Raw genomic sequence first — 17798 nt, 5'->3', positions numbered from 1 at the left:
TAAAATTTTTAAAGTGTTTTACAATTTGTTAGGCTTTTATTCAAATAAAATACCAATTTGCTTGAGTGTGACAAAATGTCTTATCCTTAAATTTTATAATAAAATAAGGGGATTTTGAAATAAAATTTGTAAGTTAGATTGTATCTTTGCCTAAGTTTAATATAAAAACGATAAACGATGAAAAAAATAATTTTGGTTACAGCAATTGCGCTGGCGTTATTTTCTTGTAAAACATCTTCGGTAACAGCGACTAAATTGGATCGAAACATTCAAACAGGAGTTAAAGGAAACTGGGTAATTAGTTCGGTTTCTTATCCGGGTTCTGACTACATTAAAGTCAATTCTTTTCAATTAGCTGATTCAAAATGTTTTGAAGGAAGTACTTGGAAATTTGTTTCCAATAACAACAAAGGAAATATGGCTTTAACAAAGTACGATTGTCCTGTTTTTAGTTCGCCAATTACCTGGTTTGTAAATAGCAACGGGGAATTTGTAATGAAAATTTTAGATGCTGGCGAAAAAGCTAAAAAAGTAAGAGATGGTTATGTGTTACGTGTGGCTAATTTAACCGAAAGTTCTTTCCAATTGGTTGACCGAATTGATGTTGGAGGAAAATTAACTGATGTGGTTTATCAATTTCAACGTGTTAACTAAGCCTTTTTAAAAAATAATAAAAAAAAACAGAAAGTTATGAAGAATATATCAGTAGTTGCATTAGCTTTAGTAATGGTTTTAGGTTCTCTTTTTACAAGTTGTGAATCGTTAAAAAATACAAATAAAACCCAAAGAGGAGCTGCTATCGGAGCTGCCGGTGGAGCTATTTTAGGAGGAATTTTGGGAAATAACCTTGGAAAAGGAGGAAAAGGAGCTATGGGAGCTGTAATTGGTGGAGTTGTTGGTGGAGTTGCCGGTGGTGTTATTGGTAACAAAATGGACAAACAAGCCAGGCAAATTGACCAGGCTATTCCGGGAGCTGACGTAGAACGCGTTGGGGAAGGAATTAAATTAGTTTTAAACGAAAATGCAGTGCGTTTTGATACTAACAAATCGACTTTGACTGCAACAGCAAAAAATAATTTAGACAAATTAGTGACTGTTTTTAACGAATATCCGGATACTGATATTACGATTTATGGTTATACTGACAGTACTGGTTCAGCTGATTATAATTTAAAATTGTCTGGTGAGCGTGCTAACTCGGTAAAAAGTTACTTAGTTGCTAAAGGTCTTGTTTCAAGCAGATTTAATATTCAGGGAATGGGTATTGCGGACCCAATTGCAGATAATGGAACTGTAGATGGAAGAGCGCAAAACCGTCGTGTAGAATTTGCTATCGTAGCAAATGCTAAAATGAAAGCCGACGCTGAAAAAGAAGCAGGAAACTAGTTATTAGTTTTTTACCAATACATAGAAAAGTCGTTCCGTTTAGGAGCGACTTTTTTGTTTTTAACCGCAGATTCGCAGATTTTTTTATATTAATCTGCGAATCTGCGGTAACTTTTTATTTCTTTTCAAGACCTTTACCAAAGAGATTTTTTTAAAGATATTTATGATCTTCAATATTTTTTTATATCAAAGAAATCTATCTTTGTACTTTCAAAAAAAACATTCATTTTATAATGCTTCAAGTTCAAAATATCTCCTTTGGTTATACCGAAAAACCAGTAGTTCAAAATATCGAATTTTCTGTTCAAAAAGGACAAAACATTGCTGTAATTGGCGAAAGTGGCTGTGGAAAAAGCACTTTGCTAAAATTGATTTACGGTTTGTATGATTTGGATCAGGGACAGATTTTTTGGAATGAAACAGAGGTTTTAGGAACCAGTTTTAATTTGGTACCGGGAATGCCTTTTATGAAATATCTTTCGCAGGATTTTGACCTGATGCCTTATATAACCGTGGCAGAGAATGTAGGTAAATATTTGTCGAATATCCATCCTGAAAAGAAAAAAGCCCGCGTTCGGGAACTACTGGAAATTGTAGAAATGACTGATTATGCGGATGTGAAGGCTAAATACTTGAGCGGAGGGCAGCAACAACGTGTGGCTTTGGCGAGAGTTTTGGCTTTGGAACCGGAAGTTTTACTGCTTGACGAACCTTTTAGTCATATTGATAATTTCAGGAAAAATGCGCTGCGTCGTAATTTATTTGCTTATTTAAAAGCGCAGGGAATTACCTGTATTGTGGCTACGCACGACAGTACCGATGCGCTTTCTTTTGCCGATGAAACCATTGTGTTGCAAAATGGAAAAATGGTTGATAAAGCCGATTCGTATAATTTGTACAACAATCCAATTAATAAATATGTCGCTTCGCTTTTTGGAGAAGTAAACGAATTGAAATTGTCGCAACTCATTAATGTAAGCGAAGAAGACGACGAATTGCTTTTGCTTTATCCGCATCAGTTAAAAGTGGATGAAAAAGGAATTATGAATGTTTTGGTTAAACAATCGTATTTCAAAGGCGGTTATTATTTGATTAAAGCGGTTTTTGATAGAAAAGTTATTTTCTTCGAACATGAAGCTCCTTTAGAATTTAATCAGGAAGTGAATCTGAAGATTTGTTGATTTTTTTCTGAGTTTTCTGAGTTTTCTGTGTTTTTTTTATTATTTTTAGCTGACATAAGTTTTAATTCTAATTTTAATCCAATTATAAATAAAAAAAAATATGGGAAAATTTGTAATTACAAAAAGAACAAATGGCGAGTTTCAGTTTAATCTGAAAGCAGGTAATGGTCAGACAATTTTAGCAAGTGAGGGGTATACAACTTTGGCGGCTTGTGACAACGGAATTGAATCGGTTAGAAAAAATTCTCAGGAAGACGGTCGTTTTGATCGCAAAGAATCAACAAACGGGAAGCATTATTTCAATTTGAAAGCCGGAAATGGCCAGATTATAGGAAATAGCGAAATGTATGAGTCGGTTGCAGCTCGGGAAAATGGTATTGAATCGGTTAAGAAAAATGCGCCGGATGCCGCTGTGGATAATCAAACAGCTTAGTTAAAACAGAGAATATAGTATTAGAAAACCAGTTTACAGACTGGTTTTTTTATTATATTTAGTTTTTAATATAAAAAATTGGAAAATGTATCATTCAAAAATTTCAGGTCTGGGATTTTATGTCCCTTCTACTGTGGTAACTAATGACGATTTGTCAAAAATTATTGATACCAATGACGCTTGGATTCAGGAACGCACCGGAATTCAGGAACGTCGGCATATTATAAAAGGAGAAGATACAACCACAACAATGGGCGTAAAAGCGGCCAAGATTGCCATTGAACGCGCCGGAATTGATAAAAATGAGATTGATTTTATCGTTTTTGCAACCTTAAGTCCGGATTATTATTTTCCGGGACCGGGAGTTTTAGTGCAAAGAGACTTAGGACTGCGAACCGTTGGTGCTTTAGATGTGCGCAATCAATGTTCGGGATTTGTATATGCGCTTTCAGTTGCTGATCAATATATTAAAACGGGAATGTATAAAAATATTTTAGTAATTGGTTCAGAGGTGCAATCTTCCGGTTTGGACATGACCACACGCGGACGCGGGGTTTCGGTAATTTTTGGTGATGGAGCAGGAGCAGCGGTACTAAGCCGTGAAGAAGATTTGACCAAAGGAATTCTTTCCACGCATTTGCATTCGGAAGGAATCCACGCCGAAGAATTGGTTTTAACCGCTCCGGGAATGGGAGGTCGCTGGGTAAACGATATTTTGGCAGATAATAACCCAGAGGATGAAAGTTATTTTCCGCACATGAACGGGCAATTTGTATTTAAAAATGCAGTGGTTCGTTTTGCAGAAGTAATCAATGAGGGATTAGAAGCTAATAATTTAAGGGTTTCCGATATCGATATGCTGATTCCGCATCAGGCTAATCTGAGAATTTCGCAATATATTCAAAATAAGTTTCAATTGTCAGACGAACAGGTTTTTAATAATATTCAAAAATACGGCAATACTACAGCGGCCTCTGTGCCTATTGCTTTAACCGAAGCTTGGGAACAGGGAAAAATAAAATCAGGCGATACGGTGGTTTTGGCGGCTTTTGGTAGTGGATTTACCTGGGCGAGCGCTATCATTAAGTGGTAGAACCGGAATGATTATAAATCAAAAGTCCGAAGTTGGCAGGCTTCGGACTTTTTTTTAGGGAATTATTTAAAACTACAATTATAACATACCACCACCCTGAACTTCGTTTTGATCTCTGGTTTTTCTTTGTGCCGCTTTATTTTTTCCACTGCCAAAACGGTAATTGAAACCTACATAAACCGAACGGCTTTCCCAGTTAAATTGTCCGTTTTGTTCTTTCGGAATTTCGGCTGTAAAACGATAATGCATGGTTTTAAAAATATCACTGAATTTTAGAGAAACTGTTCCGTTTCCTTTTAATATGTTAAGGCTGGAACCCAAATCGGTTTTCCACATCGGTTTTCCCAGTAATTGCAAGCCTAAATCGCGACCTCTGTACATGCTGAACAATTGGAAACGCAAATTTTTAGATGCTTTAAAGGTATTGTTTATTCGGGCATTGAAAGCAGTTACATTGGCAGAAACCGATTCGTCTGAAACTACTCCTCTTATTTTTTTGTGGTAAGCATCCATACTAATATTGGCGCTATACCATTTGGTGAAATCTAAATTGGAAGAAATTTCAAAACCGTAGGCGTTATTATCATTCAGATTAGCGTAGGACAAAATTTGTTTAGAAACATCATCCGGATTTTGATATAAGGTTCTGGTGATTTCTGAATTGATACTTCGGAAGAAAACTCCCGTTGTCAGAGAACCAATTTTGAGTTTTCGGGTGTAATTTAATTCATAAGAATAAGTAAATTGTGGTTGTAAAGACGGATTCCCTTCCGAATCAATTTGCGGAGTACTCCATTCCCGTATTGGATTTAACTGGTTGATACTCGGGCGATCTACACGTTTTGAAAAGCTCAAATTAAAGCTGTTTTTTTCGGAAGGATTGTAATTTAAAAAAGCCGACGGATAAAAATTGAAAAGGGTATTGTTGAAAGTAACATCACTTTCGTTTACTTTTTTAAATAACGCATCAGCTTCAAAATGTTCTAATCGTGTTCCGACCTGCGCATTCCATTTTCCCCATTGTTTTGAAAAAGTAGCATAGACGGAATAAATATTTCGGTCGTAACTAAAGGCAGAATTATAAGCATCATTTAATAGAAATTTATTTTTAGTGTTTTCTATTCTGCTTTCTGCACCTAATTCCAGTTTGCTGTTTTCTGAAAGCGGATTAACATAATCCAAATTAATCAAAGTATTATTGCCTTTGATACTGATGTAATTCGTTCTGGGATCGCTGTAAAAGGCGTCTTCTTTGTTGTTTCCGTTGTGTTGATTAATTTCTAATTCAAGTGTGTGGCCTTCTTTTATAAAGTTAGTTTTATAATCAAGATTATAAGTTTGCCAATGGTTGTTTACTTTATTGTTGAATAATTGATGGATATCAGCTTTATTAGGGTCAACAAAATCAATTTTGGTGTCCGAATTTCCATGAGCCAGATTGAAATTTTGATTGGTGTAGAAAGAAATGGTGTTTTTTTCGTTCCTATAAAAATCAAAACCTAATTTGGCTAAATGAGAGCTGTTTTGGTCGATAAAACGGTAGTCTTGAAAATCCTCCAGTTCGGCTTCGGTTGTGTTTATATAACCATAATTAGTGTATTTGCCATGATTGAATCCGTAATTAGCAAACCAGTTTATTTTTCCTTTTTTATAATTTACATCAAAAGAAGAATTCACTTTTGGAGTTATCGCAAATGTGAGTCCGTTGTTGATGCTTCCGTTAAAACCGATTTTACTGTTTTTGTTCAGCACAATATTAATCATTCCGCTCATGCCTTCCGGATTGTATTTAGCCGAAGGATTGGTAATCAGCTCTATTTGCTTGATAGAAGAAGAAGGAATTTGTTGTAATAACTGGGCCACATCAATATTAGTAGGTTTTCCGTCAATAAGAATTTTTACATTCGAATTTCCTCTTAAACTGATAGCGTTAGTTTGCGGATCAACGCTCACCGAAGGAATGTTGTTCATGATTTCAGATGCGGTGGCACCGGCAGAAATCAAATCTTTCCCGACGTTAATTACTTTTCGGTCAATTTTTTGTTCAATAATCGATTTTTCGCTTACAATTTCAACACTTTTTAGTTCGATGGCATTTTCTTCTAAAGCAATTGTGTTCAGATTGATGTTCTTGTTGTTGGAAGAAAGCGTGATGGATTTACTGATGGTTTTGTACCCCATGAACTGAATTTCCACATCGTATTTCGTTAATTCTAAATTTTTGATTAAAAATAATCCTTTTTCAGAAGTAACACCGCCTGTAATCATTTTGCCATTTTCCTGGATAACAATGTTCACAAAAGGAAGCGGTTCGTTCGTTTTTTTATCGATCACCTTTCCTGAAATACTGCCTAGAAGATCGAGTTCATTTGGCTGAATCGAATTTTGTGCTCCCATAGTAATCATATTACCAAAGAAACAGATTAAGATAAGTTTTAGTTTCATGATTGTATTTTTATTTGATTTTGTTTTTAGTTGACAATGCAAATATATATCTTTTGGATAATACTTTGCAATACATAGTACTGTTTTTTGTAAAAAAATATAATCTTACAAAATTTTATAGGAAATGCTTTGGAGTAATGGAAATTTATCTTGTTTTCCAATTTTCAAATCGCTACATAATGACTATCTTTGCGCACTTTATAAATTCAAAGACAAAATGACATTATCACAAGCGCTTACGCCATCTATAAAAAAAGCGATTCAGGATTTATTTGATGTAACCATCGATAAAGTTGAATTTCAGACTACACGTAAGGAATTTGAGGGAGATATTACGATGGTAATTTTTCCTTTGTTGAAAATCATAAAAAGCAATCCGGTAGAATTAGGAAATAAAATTGGAAGCTATTTAGTAGAAAATGCGGCTGAGGTGGCCAAGTTTAATGTGGTTTCGGGGTTTTTAAACATCGTGATTTCGGATGCTTATTATTTGAATTTTTTCAACGGAATTAAGGATAATGTAAAATATGGTTTTGTAACTCCAAATCCGGATGACAAGGCGGTAATGGTAGAATATTCTTCGCCAAATACCAACAAACCTTTGCATTTAGGGCATGTTCGTAATAACTTATTAGGTTATTCGGTTGCTGAAATTATCAAGGCTTCGGGAAAAAAAGTGTATAAAACCCAAATCATCAACGACCGAGGGATTCATATTTGTAAGTCGATGTTAGCCTGGCAAAAATTTGGAAAAGAGCAAACACCGGAATCAACCGGATTGAAAGGCGATAAATTGGTTGGGAATTTTTATGTGGCTTTTGATAAAGCCTACAAAGAGGAAATCAACCAATTAATGGCTGAAGGGAAAACGGAAGAAGAAGCTAAAAAGCAGGCTCCAATGATTTTGGAAGCTCAGGAAATGCTTCGCAAATGGGAAGCTGGTGATGCAGAAGTAGTGGCTCTTTGGAAAACCATGAACCAATGGGTTTATGATGGTTTTGCTACAACTTATAAAAATATGGGCGTTGATTTTGATAGTTATTACTACGAAAGCAATACGTATTTGTTAGGAAAAGATGTGGTTCAAATAGGATTAGAAAAAGGAATCTTCGAAAAAGATCCTGATGGTTCGGTTTGGATTGATTTAACTGACGAAGGTTTAGACCGTAAAATTGTGTTACGTTCTGACGGAACAGCCGTTTATATGACGCAGGATATCGGAACGGCTATTCAACGGGTAAAAGATATGCCGGATGTAGGAGGAATGGTTTACACGGTAGGGAATGAGCAGGATTACCACTTTAAAGTGTTGTTTTTAATCCTTAAAAAATTAGGATTTGACTGGGCTGATAACTTATTTCATCTTTCCTATGGAATGGTTGATTTGCCTTCCGGAAAAATGAAATCCCGTGAAGGAACTGTCGTTGATGCCGATGATTTAATGAAAGATATGAGTGATACGGCTCAACAAATTTCAGAAGAATTAGGGAAATTGGAAGGTTATTCAGAAGAAGAAAAAGCCAAATTATACAAAACCATCGGGATGGGTGCTTTGAAATATTATATTTTGAAGGTAGATCCTAAAAAACGTATTTTGTTCAACCCGGAAGAATCGGTTGATTTTGCCGGAAATACAGGGCCTTTTATTCAATATACTTATGCCCGTATTCAGTCAATTATTAGAAAAGCGGATTTTGATTTTTCTAACAATGCTAAAGTGGAATCTTTGCACGAAAAAGAAAAAGAATTAATCAAACAATTAGAATTGTTTCCGGAAGTAATTCAAAATGCGGCTCAAAATCATAGCCCGGCTTTGATTGCTAATTTTACTTATGATTTGGTAAAAGAATACAATTCGTTCTATCAGGCAGTGCCTATCCTGGGTGAAGCCGATTTAGAAATTAAAAAATTCCGTGTGCAGTTATCTAAAAGAGTGGCTAATACCATTGCGGATGCCTTTAGTTTGTTAGGAATTAATGTTCCGGAAAGAATGTAAAAACAGGTGGGAAACGACTTTGAAAAGGAGTCGTTTTTTGAGTTAAAATAAAGTTTAAAAGCGGCTCAATATTCTAATTATGTAATTGCCTAATTATCTAATTAGTTTATCTTTGCACTTCAATAAAATTAAATAAACATGTTCGATAATTTAAGCGATAAACTAGACAAAGCTTTTCATATACTAAAAGGTCACGGTAAAATTACCGAAGTTAACGTTGCTGATACTTTAAAAGAAGTACGTCGTGCCTTACTGGATGCCGACGTAAATTTTAAAATTGCTAAAGATTTTACGGCCCGAGTAAAAGACAAAGCAATCGGTCAGGATGTGTTAACTACTTTGCAACCAGGTCAGTTGTTAGTGAAGTTAGTAAAGGATGAGTTGACGGAATTAATGGGAGGTGATGTTGCAGGAATCAATTTGCAGGGTTCACCAACAGTGATTTTGATGTCAGGTTTACAAGGTTCCGGTAAGACTACTTTCTCCGGAAAATTGGCTAATTATTTGAAAACAAAGAAAAATAAAAAACCACTTTTGGTTGCCTGTGATATTTATCGTCCTGCGGCTATCAATCAGTTGCACGTAGTGGGGCAACAAATAGGTGTTGATGTCTATTCGGAGCCGGATAATAAAAATCCTGTTGTTATTGCCGAAAATGCAATTGCTTTTGCAAAAGCTAACGGAATGAACGTGGTAATTGTCGATACGGCAGGTCGTTTGGCAGTAGATCAGGAAATGATGGACGAAATTGCTCGTGTACACAATGCTATCAAACCACAGGAAACCTTATTCGTTGTGGATTCGATGACGGGTCAGGATGCAGTAAATACAGCAAAAGCTTTCAATGATATTTTGAACTTTGACGGGGTTATTTTGACCAAATTAGATGGTGATACCCGTGGTGGAGCAGCGTTATCTATTAAATCAGTAGTTAATAAGCCAATTAAATTTGTGGGTACCGGAGAAAAAATGGACGCTATTGATGTTTTCTATCCGGACCGTATGGCTGAGCGTATTTTGGGGATGGGAGATGTTGTTTCCCTGGTAGAAAGAGCTCAGGAGCAATTCAACGAAGAAGAAGCCCGTAAATTGCAAAAGAAAATTGCTAAGAACGAATTTGGTTTTGACGATTTCTTAGCTCAAATTCAGCAGGTGAAAAAAATGGGTAATATGAAAGATTTGGTAGGAATGATACCAGGTGCTTCAAAGGCTATGAAAGATGTACAAATTGAAGATGATGCTTTCAAACATATCGAAGCCATTATCTATTCGATGACTCCGGCAGAAAGAAAAAAACCGGCTTTGATTGATGTGAAAAGAAAAAATCGTATTGCCAAAGGTTCAGGAACCAAGGTGGAGCAGGTAAATCAGCTGATGAAGCAATTTGACCAAATGAGCAAAATGATGAAGATGATGCAGGGACCAGGAGGAAAGAATTTGATGAAAATGATGGGTGGTATGAAAGGAATGCCTGGTATGCCGGGAATGAAATAGGGTTTAGATTTCAGTTTGCAGAAAGCAGTTTACAAAAGACTTCCAGTTTTAAAAACACAATTATAACAATAAAGAATTATTCGGTTTTAGTTTTAAGAGGATTTTACTTTTAACTCATAACCCATAATTCATAACTCAAAATAAAGATGCAAATACTAGACGGAAAAAAAACTTCGGAAGATATTAAAAGAGAAATCGCCGCTGAAGTGCAACAAATGAAAGCTAACGGCGAAAAAGTACCACACTTAGCTGCAGTTATCGTGGGGAATAATGGAGCAAGTTTGACTTATGTAGGAAGCAAAGTGCGCTCTTGTGAGCAAATTGGTTTCGATTCTACTTTAGTTGCTTTGCCAGAAGACATTACAGAAGAGGCTTTATTGAATAAAATAAAAGACCTGAATGAAGATGATAATTTAGATGGTTACATCGTTCAATTACCTTTGCCAAAACATATCGACGAGGAAAAAATCCTTTTAGCAATTAATCCTGAAAAAGATGTTGATGGTTTTCATCCAACAAACTTTGGACGTATGGCTCTGGAAATGGAAACTTTCTTGCCAGCGACACCATTTGGAATTATGGAATTGTTAGAGCGTTACAAAGTAGAAACTTCAGGAAAACATACCGTAGTTATTGGTCGTAGTCATATTGTGGGACGTCCAATGAGTATTTTGATGAGCCGTAAAGGAAATCCTGGTGATTCAACTGTGACTTTAACACATAGTAGAACTAAAAATTTAGAAGAATATACTAAAAATGCCGATATTATTATTACCGCTTTAGGAGTGCCAGAATTCTTAAAAGCAGATATGGTAAAAGACGGAGTGGTTATTATTGACGTAGGAATTACCAGAGTAGAAGATGCTTCAAATCCGAAAGGATATGTAATTAAAGGTGACGTTGATTTTGACGGAGTAAGCCAAAAATCATCTTTCATCACTCCGGTTCCGGGAGGTGTAGGGCCTATGACCATTGCCATGTTGTTGAAAAATACGTTATTGGCAAGAAAAATCAGAAGTAGAAAATAGTAATAAGAATTATTGTTCTATAGAAAGCCTTAAACGCTAAGTTTAAGGCTTTTTTTATGATTTTTTTAAAGATGAAATATCTTCATTTCTATTTTAAGGGTTGGATTGTGGATAAAATAAAAAATTACCCTACAGTACAGGATACTGTGTAGGATAATTTTTTATAAATTGTCTGTCAATTAACAACCAAAAAATTATGAAAAAAATCTTTTTACTCTTTGCAATGCTTTTATCTGTCAGTACGATATTCGCACAAAAAACAATCGAAAATCCTAAAACCGGGTTTTCTGCCGCACCTTATTTATCTATAAAAAAAATTGAAATAACTGATTCTACAACAGTCATTTCATTTGAAATTACTCAGTATTCAGGATTTAAATTTACCATTCCTAAACAAACTTATATTAAAGATGTAGCGAATGAAGAAAAAATATTTATAAAAAGCGCCGAAGGCATTTCGTTGAAAAGTGGAAATGTTGTTCCGGAATCAGGTGTTTTAAATTATAAATTGATTTTTGGAAAATTGGATAAAAAGGTTTCTAAAATTGAATATGGTGAGGCAAATGATGGAGGGAATTGGTTTATTTATGATATTGCATTGCAGGATATACCTAACCCATCGGGTATTAATAAAGAATTAGAAGGAAACTGGTTTAATGCAGAAAACGGTAATTGGGAAATTGGATTTTATGATAACAATTTGGTTTTTAAAAACCAAGTTTGGAATTATGAAAAAGTAGCTTTGAAAAAAGGAAATGGTTCTGTAAACCTGACCCATGAAAATCAAAAAGTGACTTTGTTTGTTAAAAAAGGGAAAGAAGGAAATTATTTTATTGGTGAAAACCCAAAATCACTAATTGCTTTTGCTAACAAATCTCAAAATGAAATAGCAAAATTAAACAGCGCTGATATTGCTTATGGACTACCTATTTTCAAAAGTGATTCAGCAACATATAGCGGATATATTAAGAATTATAGCCCTAAGACTGCTGTAAAAACAATAGCCATTCACGTTGACGATATTATCACTGGAGCGCAAAATACTTTTGTTGCCAAAATTAAGGATAATGGTTTTTTCTCTATAAAACTTCCATTGTACTATCCGCATGAAGTTTGGGTGCGTTCCCCTATTTTTAATGGTTCCGTTTATTTAGAACCAGGAAAAGATGTTTTTCAATTGTTTGGAGATAAACGAACAATTTATATGGGAGAATCGGGTAGGCTAAATGCTGATTTATTGAAAACACAGAAAATAAGACGAACGGATTATGAATGCATGATGCGTACTATTTTAGATAAGAATCCGGAAGCTTATAAAGTTTATTGTCAGAATGTAGCAAATAAAAAGCAGGAAGCATTAGAGTCTTTAAGAAAATCAAATGCAATTGAGGCTAAAGCTTATCAAATTGGGAAATTAGAAATAGAATACAATGTTATTGCTCAAATGATGAATTATCAACGCGATAAAGAAACTGCTTTTCGATTAAAAAATAAAATACCTAATAATCAAAGGGAAATTAGCCTTAAAAAAGATACTCTTACGGCAGATTATTATCAATTTTTGACAGATGGCATTATCAATAATCCATTAGCAGTAATTTCTACGCATAGTTATCAAAATGTTATTAATAGATTGCAGTTTTTAGATTTATTAAGTATAGGAAATATTTCAAATTCGTTTTTAGAAACCGCTGATGAAATCGTAAAAAGTGGTTATTCTTTAACAAAAGAAGAACAACAATTATTGATTGATTTTAAAGATGTTGAAACTTTTCAAAATCGACCTGCTCAAAAAGATTTTGATAAAAAATATGGGAAAATAAGTGTTTCTTTTTTTGCCAAACACCAAAAAATAATCAAAGAAATAAGAAAAGATGGTATTTATAATACTTCAGATTTAGAAGCGTATTTAATCAAAAATAATATACCAATTTCAAAAGAGGAAAAAGAGTTTTTAAAGGCAGAAAAAAGACTTGCAAAAGGGACATCTCCTGAACAAATAAAGAAAAATGTTTCTGTTTATGAAGAACTTAATTCTTTTTATAAAAAACATCAAATTCTTTTGAGTCAAATTTATAATGATAAAAGAGCTGCTTTCAGAAATAAAAAACTAGCTGAATTGTTTAATGTAAAAGCTGGTTTTGCAACTGATATTATGAAGTCTCAGGAGATTTGTAATAAAGTAGTGGATCAGGTTACTCCTTTATCAGAAGAAGAATTGGTCCGAGAACAACAATCCATAAAAACCCCTTTTATTGCAGATTATATTAAAAAATGTAATAATGAAACACAGGCTAAAATTGAAGCAAATAAATCAAAAACGGGTTATGTACTCAATGAAACGCCAAAAACGGAAGCAAATAAATTATTTGCCGAAATAATGAATAAATATAAAGGAAAAGTAGTTTATGTTGATTTTTGGGCAACCTGGTGTGGACCTTGTCGTTCCGGAATTGAAAGAATCAAACCTTTGAAAGAAGAAATGAAAGAGAAAGATATTGTTTTTGTGTATCTAACCAATCAAAGTTCTCCGGAAAAAACGTATTCGGCAATGATTCCGGATATAAAAGGAGAATATTATCGATTATCAACTGACGATTGGAATTACTTAGCCGAAAAATTTAATGTTTCCGGGATTCCACATTATGTGTTAGTAGGTAAAAATGGGGAAGTTATCAATCCAAAGTTAGGGCAACATTCCAACGAAGATTTGAAGAAAATTTTAGAGAAACAGATGTAATAATAAATAAAGTCACCGATAGAATATGTTTTTTTGTTGGAGGTTTATTGATTTACCATTATGAAAAATACATTTTTAACCTTTACGGTTTTACTGGTTTGTTTTTTTGCTTATTCACAAAATGCAAAAGTAACTACTGATTCAAATAGCAAATTCGTCAATAAAGTGCTGCCTGCTAAAACCTCGTATTTAAATTTAATTGATGATATCAATTGTAAAATAAAAGGGAAATTAAACAGTGGAAAGTCGACCTATCTAAAGTTGGTAACAGACAGAGATAATCCTTTTATGAGTGGAATTAAAATTCCGATTGTGAATGGATATTTTGAATATGATTTACATACTCCATTTGCTGAAAAATATACTTTGATACTTGGAGAAGAATTAGAGAAAGGAGCATTCCGTCCCATTTCTTTTTTTGTAGAGAATGGAGAGGTCGATTTTAAGTTGCACGAAACAAAAGATTTTGATAAAAATAGTATTGTTGGCGGCTTATTAACCGATAAAATGCTTGCTTTTAAAAAAGAGAAAGACAAAGTTTTTAAACCCATAGAGAAAATTTTCAGTGAGGAAATAGACTCTTTATGGGATTCTGGAAATTATTTTAGTGAAGAATATAATAGAATTACGGAAAAGATTAAAACCAAAGGCAATGACAAAGATGAGGAGCTGAATAAATGGTATAAGTCTCGTGATGAATTAATGGAAAACGGAAAAGCCTATACATCCAGAGCTTTGTTTTTAAATAATAAAATGGATTCCATTCAGAAAATAAAATACGATTGGGAAGCAAAATATATAGCTAAAAAGAAGAACATTGTTTCTTATTCTCTTTTATTGGATGAAGTACGATGGTATAAGCAATTTAAGAAGAATATGGATTTTAATGAAGTGCGTAATTTGACATCCATTTATGCTAAAATGTATCCTTTACATCCTTACACGAAACAAATATCCGATATTATGGAAGGTATTACAACGGTTAAAGTAGGGGGGATGTTTGTAGATTTTTCGGCACCAACAATTGAAGGGACTATTGTTACAGCTTCGGATATTGTAGCCGGAAAAGTCGCATTGATTGATTTGTGGGCATCATGGTGTGGACCTTGCAGGGTTACTAGTAAAAGTTATATTCCCATTTATGAAAAATACAAGGACAAAGGATTTGTGATTTTAGGCGTTGCTAATGAATTTAAAAATACAAACGCTTTTGAAAAGGCAATTGAAAAAGACAGATATCCTTGGTTGAATTTGATTGAAATGGATAATAAGAACCGAATCTGGGACAAATACAATATTTCTAATTCAGGAGGCTCTACCTTCCTTGTTAATTCTAAAGGAGTGATAGTGGCCGTAAACCCAAGCGCTCAAGAATTAGATAAATTATTAGAGGGATTATTAAATTAATCCCTCTTTCTATTTCTAAACCTCGGATCGTTCTTTTTGATGAATTCGGTTTTACGTTTGGGAGCTTCCGTTTTAGGTAAACTGGCTTCTTCGGTTTTACTGGATGGTGCAATTAGCTCATTGAGTTCTTTAATTTCGGCATCGGTTAATTCGCGGTAGCGCCCTACAGGAATGTCCAGTGAAATATTGATAATTCGGATGCGTTTCAAGGCTGTAACATCATAGCCTAAATATTCGCACATTCTACGAATTTGGCGATTCAAACCTTGAGTCAGAATAATTTTAAAGGTGTTTTTGCTAATTTGCTCCACCTTACATTTTCGGGTTACGGTGTCCAGAATGGGAACGCCATTTCCCATGCGTTGGATAAATCGGTCAGTGATGGGTTTGTTAACTGTAACGGTATATTCTTTTTCGTGATTATTTCTGGCGCGGAGAATTTTGTTAACAATATCTCCGTCATTGGTCATGAAAATCAACCCTTCTGAAGCTTTGTCTAAACGTCCGATAGGGAAAATTCGTTTCGGATAATTGATGTAATCCACGATGTTGTTACGTACTTCCAGATTCGTAGTACATTCAATTCCCACAGGTTTGTTGAAAGCTAAATAAATTGGTTTTTCGTTTTTTTCGTGAATGAGTTTGCCGTCTACACGAACTTCGTCATCAGGGGCAACTTTAGTGCCTAATTCCGGCACAGTGCCATTGATGGTTACGCGACCTTCTTCGATGAATTTGTCGGCTTCACGACGCGAGCAAAAACCGGTTTCGGCTATGAATTTATTAAGACGTTTTAGATTTTCTTCCATGCTGCAAAAGTAAGCAATAATACAATATCAATGATAATGGCAATAACAATAGCAATAATAATATTCAATGCGAATTTTGATGTACTATTTTTGAAATTGAGATTGAAATTGAAATTTACTTTTTATTCAAAAAGAAATTGATATACTTTTTGATACAATTCGTCGTCGTGTAAACTATGTCCTAATCCTTTTGTTTCAATAAAAACAGAATCCTGCCAGGCGCCGGCAATTTTTTTAGCCTCTTCAAATAAGACGATATCATCTTCAATATCATGGGCAATAAGCCCTTTGGCTTTTATTTTGGAAGCAAATAATTTTCCGGTGAATTGTTCGATTTTAAGATTAAAATGGTGCAGGTAATAATTTTCCATTCCTTTGGAAATTTTAGCATTCAAACTTAATAAATGAATGTAGTTGTCCAAAATGATTTTAAAATCACTTGGCGAACCTAAAACGACCATTTTTTCAATGCTGTTGTTTTGATAAGTAGCCTGATAATACAAACAGGTTTTTCCGCCTAAAGAATGACCAATAAGATATTGAGGATGGAATTTTTGAACCAAAACATCAATAAAAGAGGCATATTGCGGGATGTTAAATTCTTTTCCGCCGGATAATCCGTGTCCCGGAGCGTCTAAAGCAATAATAGTGCTGCCGGATTTTTTAAGATGAGCAATTAGTTTTTCCCATCTGGAAGCATTGCTTTCCCAGCCGTGAACTAATAAAACGATATTTTCATTGCCTTTCCAGGTATAGGTTTGGAAATGATTTCCCTGATATTGATAACTTTCTTTTTCGGTTTCTTTCAGGATTTCGGGAAGTTTATCTTTTTCCAGTTTGCCGTCGCGGGGCTCGCTAAAAAGGGCATAGGCTAGTTGGGTTGCCTTTTCAGGAAAGACAAAACTTAGGGCATTAAGGTATAAACCAATGGATTTTGTAAAAAGAAAATAAACAGCTTTTTTCATAATAAAAAAGTCCCGATGTTAAATCGGGACTTAAATATAATTAAATACTAGCGAATAAGTTTTCCATTTTTTGTTTTTCTTCTTCGGCTAAGCTGCTGTCAACCAAAATTCTTCCGGAGTGCTCATCGATGATGATTTTTTTTCTGGAAGCAATTTCCACCTGAGTTTGCGGCGGAATAGTGAAGAATGAACCAGCAGAAGCACCTCTTTCAATCGAAACTACTGCTAATCCGTTACGTACGCTGGAACGAATTCTTTTGTAAGCAGCTAACAATCTTTCTTCGATTTGCTCTTGGAATTCTAATGATTTTTGAGTTAAGAATTCTTCTTCTTTGGCAGTTTCTGCCATGATATCATTTAATTCTAATTTTTTGTGTTTTAAATGATTTGATTTTAACTCTAATTTTTCTTTAGATTGTGCAATAACTTCTTTTTTGTGTTCAATAGAAGCTTTCATTTCTCTCATTTGCTTTTCAGCTAATTGGATTTCAAGCTCCTGAAATTCTACCTCTTTAGTTAAAGAGTTGAATTCTCTGTTGTTACGTACACTTTCCTGTTGTTTTGTATATTTTTTAATAGCTTCTTTGTGCTCGTCGATGCTATTTTTTTTAGCTTTAATTTGCTCTTCAATTACTTCAAGTTCCCCTTTCAATTTTTCAGAACGAGTGCTTAAACCAGCAACTTCATCTTCTAAATCTTCCACTTCAAGAGGAAGTTCGCCTCTTACATTTCTAATTTCGTCAATTCTCGAGTCAATCAATTGTAAATCGTAGATGGCTCTCAACTTGTCCTCAACACTTAATTCTTTAGTATTAGTCATA

14 protein-coding genes are annotated in these 17798 nt (G+C 34.4%); 10 read left to right on the top strand and 4 right to left on the bottom strand.

Translation table 11 applies throughout. The features are described 5' to 3' along the window. The first annotated feature begins 177 nt into the window (after positions 1-177). The 5 genes from B6A10_RS04775 to B6A10_RS04755 all read left to right on the top strand — a co-directional run bounded on the left by B6A10_RS04775 (position 178) and on the right by B6A10_RS04755 (position 4093). Positions 178-654: a lipocalin family protein gene (locus tag B6A10_RS04775; RefSeq protein WP_188219918.1), complete on the top strand. Its 477-nt coding sequence runs from the start codon at positions 178-180 to the stop codon at positions 652-654. Positions 655-690: 36 nt separating this feature from the next. Further along, on the top strand, positions 691-1386 hold the full coding sequence (locus tag B6A10_RS04770) for an OmpA family protein (protein WP_188219917.1): 696 nt from the start codon (positions 691-693) through the stop codon (positions 1384-1386). A 233-nt stretch (positions 1387-1619) separates the two neighbouring features. Continuing rightward, a complete protein-coding gene (locus B6A10_RS04765; protein WP_188219916.1) occupies positions 1620-2567 on the top strand; it encodes an ABC transporter ATP-binding protein in 948 nt (315 codons plus the stop codon). A 100-nt stretch (positions 2568-2667) separates the two neighbouring features. Further along, positions 2668-3000 (top strand): YegP family protein, encoded by a 333-nt coding sequence (locus B6A10_RS04760; RefSeq protein ID WP_055093399.1) that lies wholly within the window; start codon positions 2668-2670, stop codon positions 2998-3000. Between the two features lie 85 nt (positions 3001-3085). Then, complete coding sequence (locus B6A10_RS04755; RefSeq protein ID WP_188219915.1) at positions 3086-4093, top strand: 3-oxoacyl-ACP synthase III family protein; 1008 nt, start codon at positions 3086-3088, stop codon at positions 4091-4093. A gap of 78 nt (positions 4094-4171) precedes the next feature. On the opposite strand, the gene B6A10_RS04750 is transcribed toward B6A10_RS04755, so the two are convergent. Further along, positions 4172-6538: an outer membrane beta-barrel family protein gene (locus B6A10_RS04750; RefSeq protein ID WP_188219914.1), complete on the bottom strand. Its 2367-nt coding sequence runs from the start codon at positions 6536-6538 to the stop codon at positions 4172-4174. A gap of 217 nt (positions 6539-6755) precedes the next feature. Here B6A10_RS04750 and argS point away from each other — a divergent pair, with 217 nt between their 5' ends. The 5 genes from argS to B6A10_RS04725 all read left to right on the top strand — a co-directional run bounded on the left by argS (position 6756) and on the right by B6A10_RS04725 (position 15203). Beyond that, complete coding sequence (gene argS, locus B6A10_RS04745; RefSeq protein WP_188219913.1) at positions 6756-8534, top strand: arginine--tRNA ligase; 1779 nt, start codon at positions 6756-6758, stop codon at positions 8532-8534. 138 nt (positions 8535-8672) lie between these two features. Then, positions 8673-10028: a signal recognition particle protein gene (gene ffh / locus B6A10_RS04740; protein ID WP_188219912.1), complete on the top strand. Its 1356-nt coding sequence runs from the start codon at positions 8673-8675 to the stop codon at positions 10026-10028. A 146-nt stretch (positions 10029-10174) separates the two neighbouring features. Then, entirely contained in the window at positions 10175-11056 is an 882-nt protein-coding gene (locus B6A10_RS04735) for a bifunctional 5,10-methylenetetrahydrofolate dehydrogenase/5,10-methenyltetrahydrofolate cyclohydrolase (RefSeq protein WP_055093388.1), read from the top strand. 196 nt (positions 11057-11252) lie between these two features. Beyond that, on the top strand, positions 11253-13796 hold the full coding sequence (locus B6A10_RS04730) for a TlpA family protein disulfide reductase (RefSeq protein ID WP_188219911.1): 2544 nt from the start codon (positions 11253-11255) through the stop codon (positions 13794-13796). A 60-nt stretch (positions 13797-13856) separates the two neighbouring features. Next, complete coding sequence (locus tag B6A10_RS04725; protein WP_188219910.1) at positions 13857-15203, top strand: peroxiredoxin family protein; 1347 nt, start codon at positions 13857-13859, stop codon at positions 15201-15203. Here the strand turns inward: B6A10_RS04725 and rluF are convergent. From rluF to B6A10_RS04710, 3 genes are all read right to left on the bottom strand, one after another. Beyond that, a complete protein-coding gene (rluF, locus tag B6A10_RS04720) occupies positions 15200-16012 on the bottom strand; it encodes a 23S rRNA pseudouridine(2604) synthase RluF (protein ID WP_188219909.1) in 813 nt (270 codons plus the stop codon). The genes B6A10_RS04725 and rluF overlap by 4 nt on opposite strands. Positions 16013-16134: 122 nt before the next feature. Next, positions 16135-16977, bottom strand: a complete 843-nt coding sequence (locus B6A10_RS04715; protein ID WP_188219908.1) for an alpha/beta fold hydrolase — start codon at positions 16975-16977, stop codon at positions 16135-16137. 40 nt (positions 16978-17017) lie between these two features. Further along, positions 17018-17797, bottom strand: coding sequence for a zinc ribbon domain-containing protein (locus B6A10_RS04710; protein ID WP_188219907.1), 780 nt, complete (start codon positions 17795-17797; stop codon positions 17018-17020). Between the last annotated feature and the right edge of the window lies 1 nt (position 17798).

Origin of the sequence: Flavobacterium pokkalii, from assembly GCF_014596575.1 — a bacterium.
In the GTDB taxonomy this organism is placed as follows: Bacteria; Bacteroidota; Bacteroidia; order Flavobacteriales; family Flavobacteriaceae; genus Flavobacterium; species Flavobacterium pokkalii.
The sequence above is the reverse complement of the archived record's forward strand: the minus strand, read 5'-3'. Positions and strand labels throughout refer to the sequence as shown.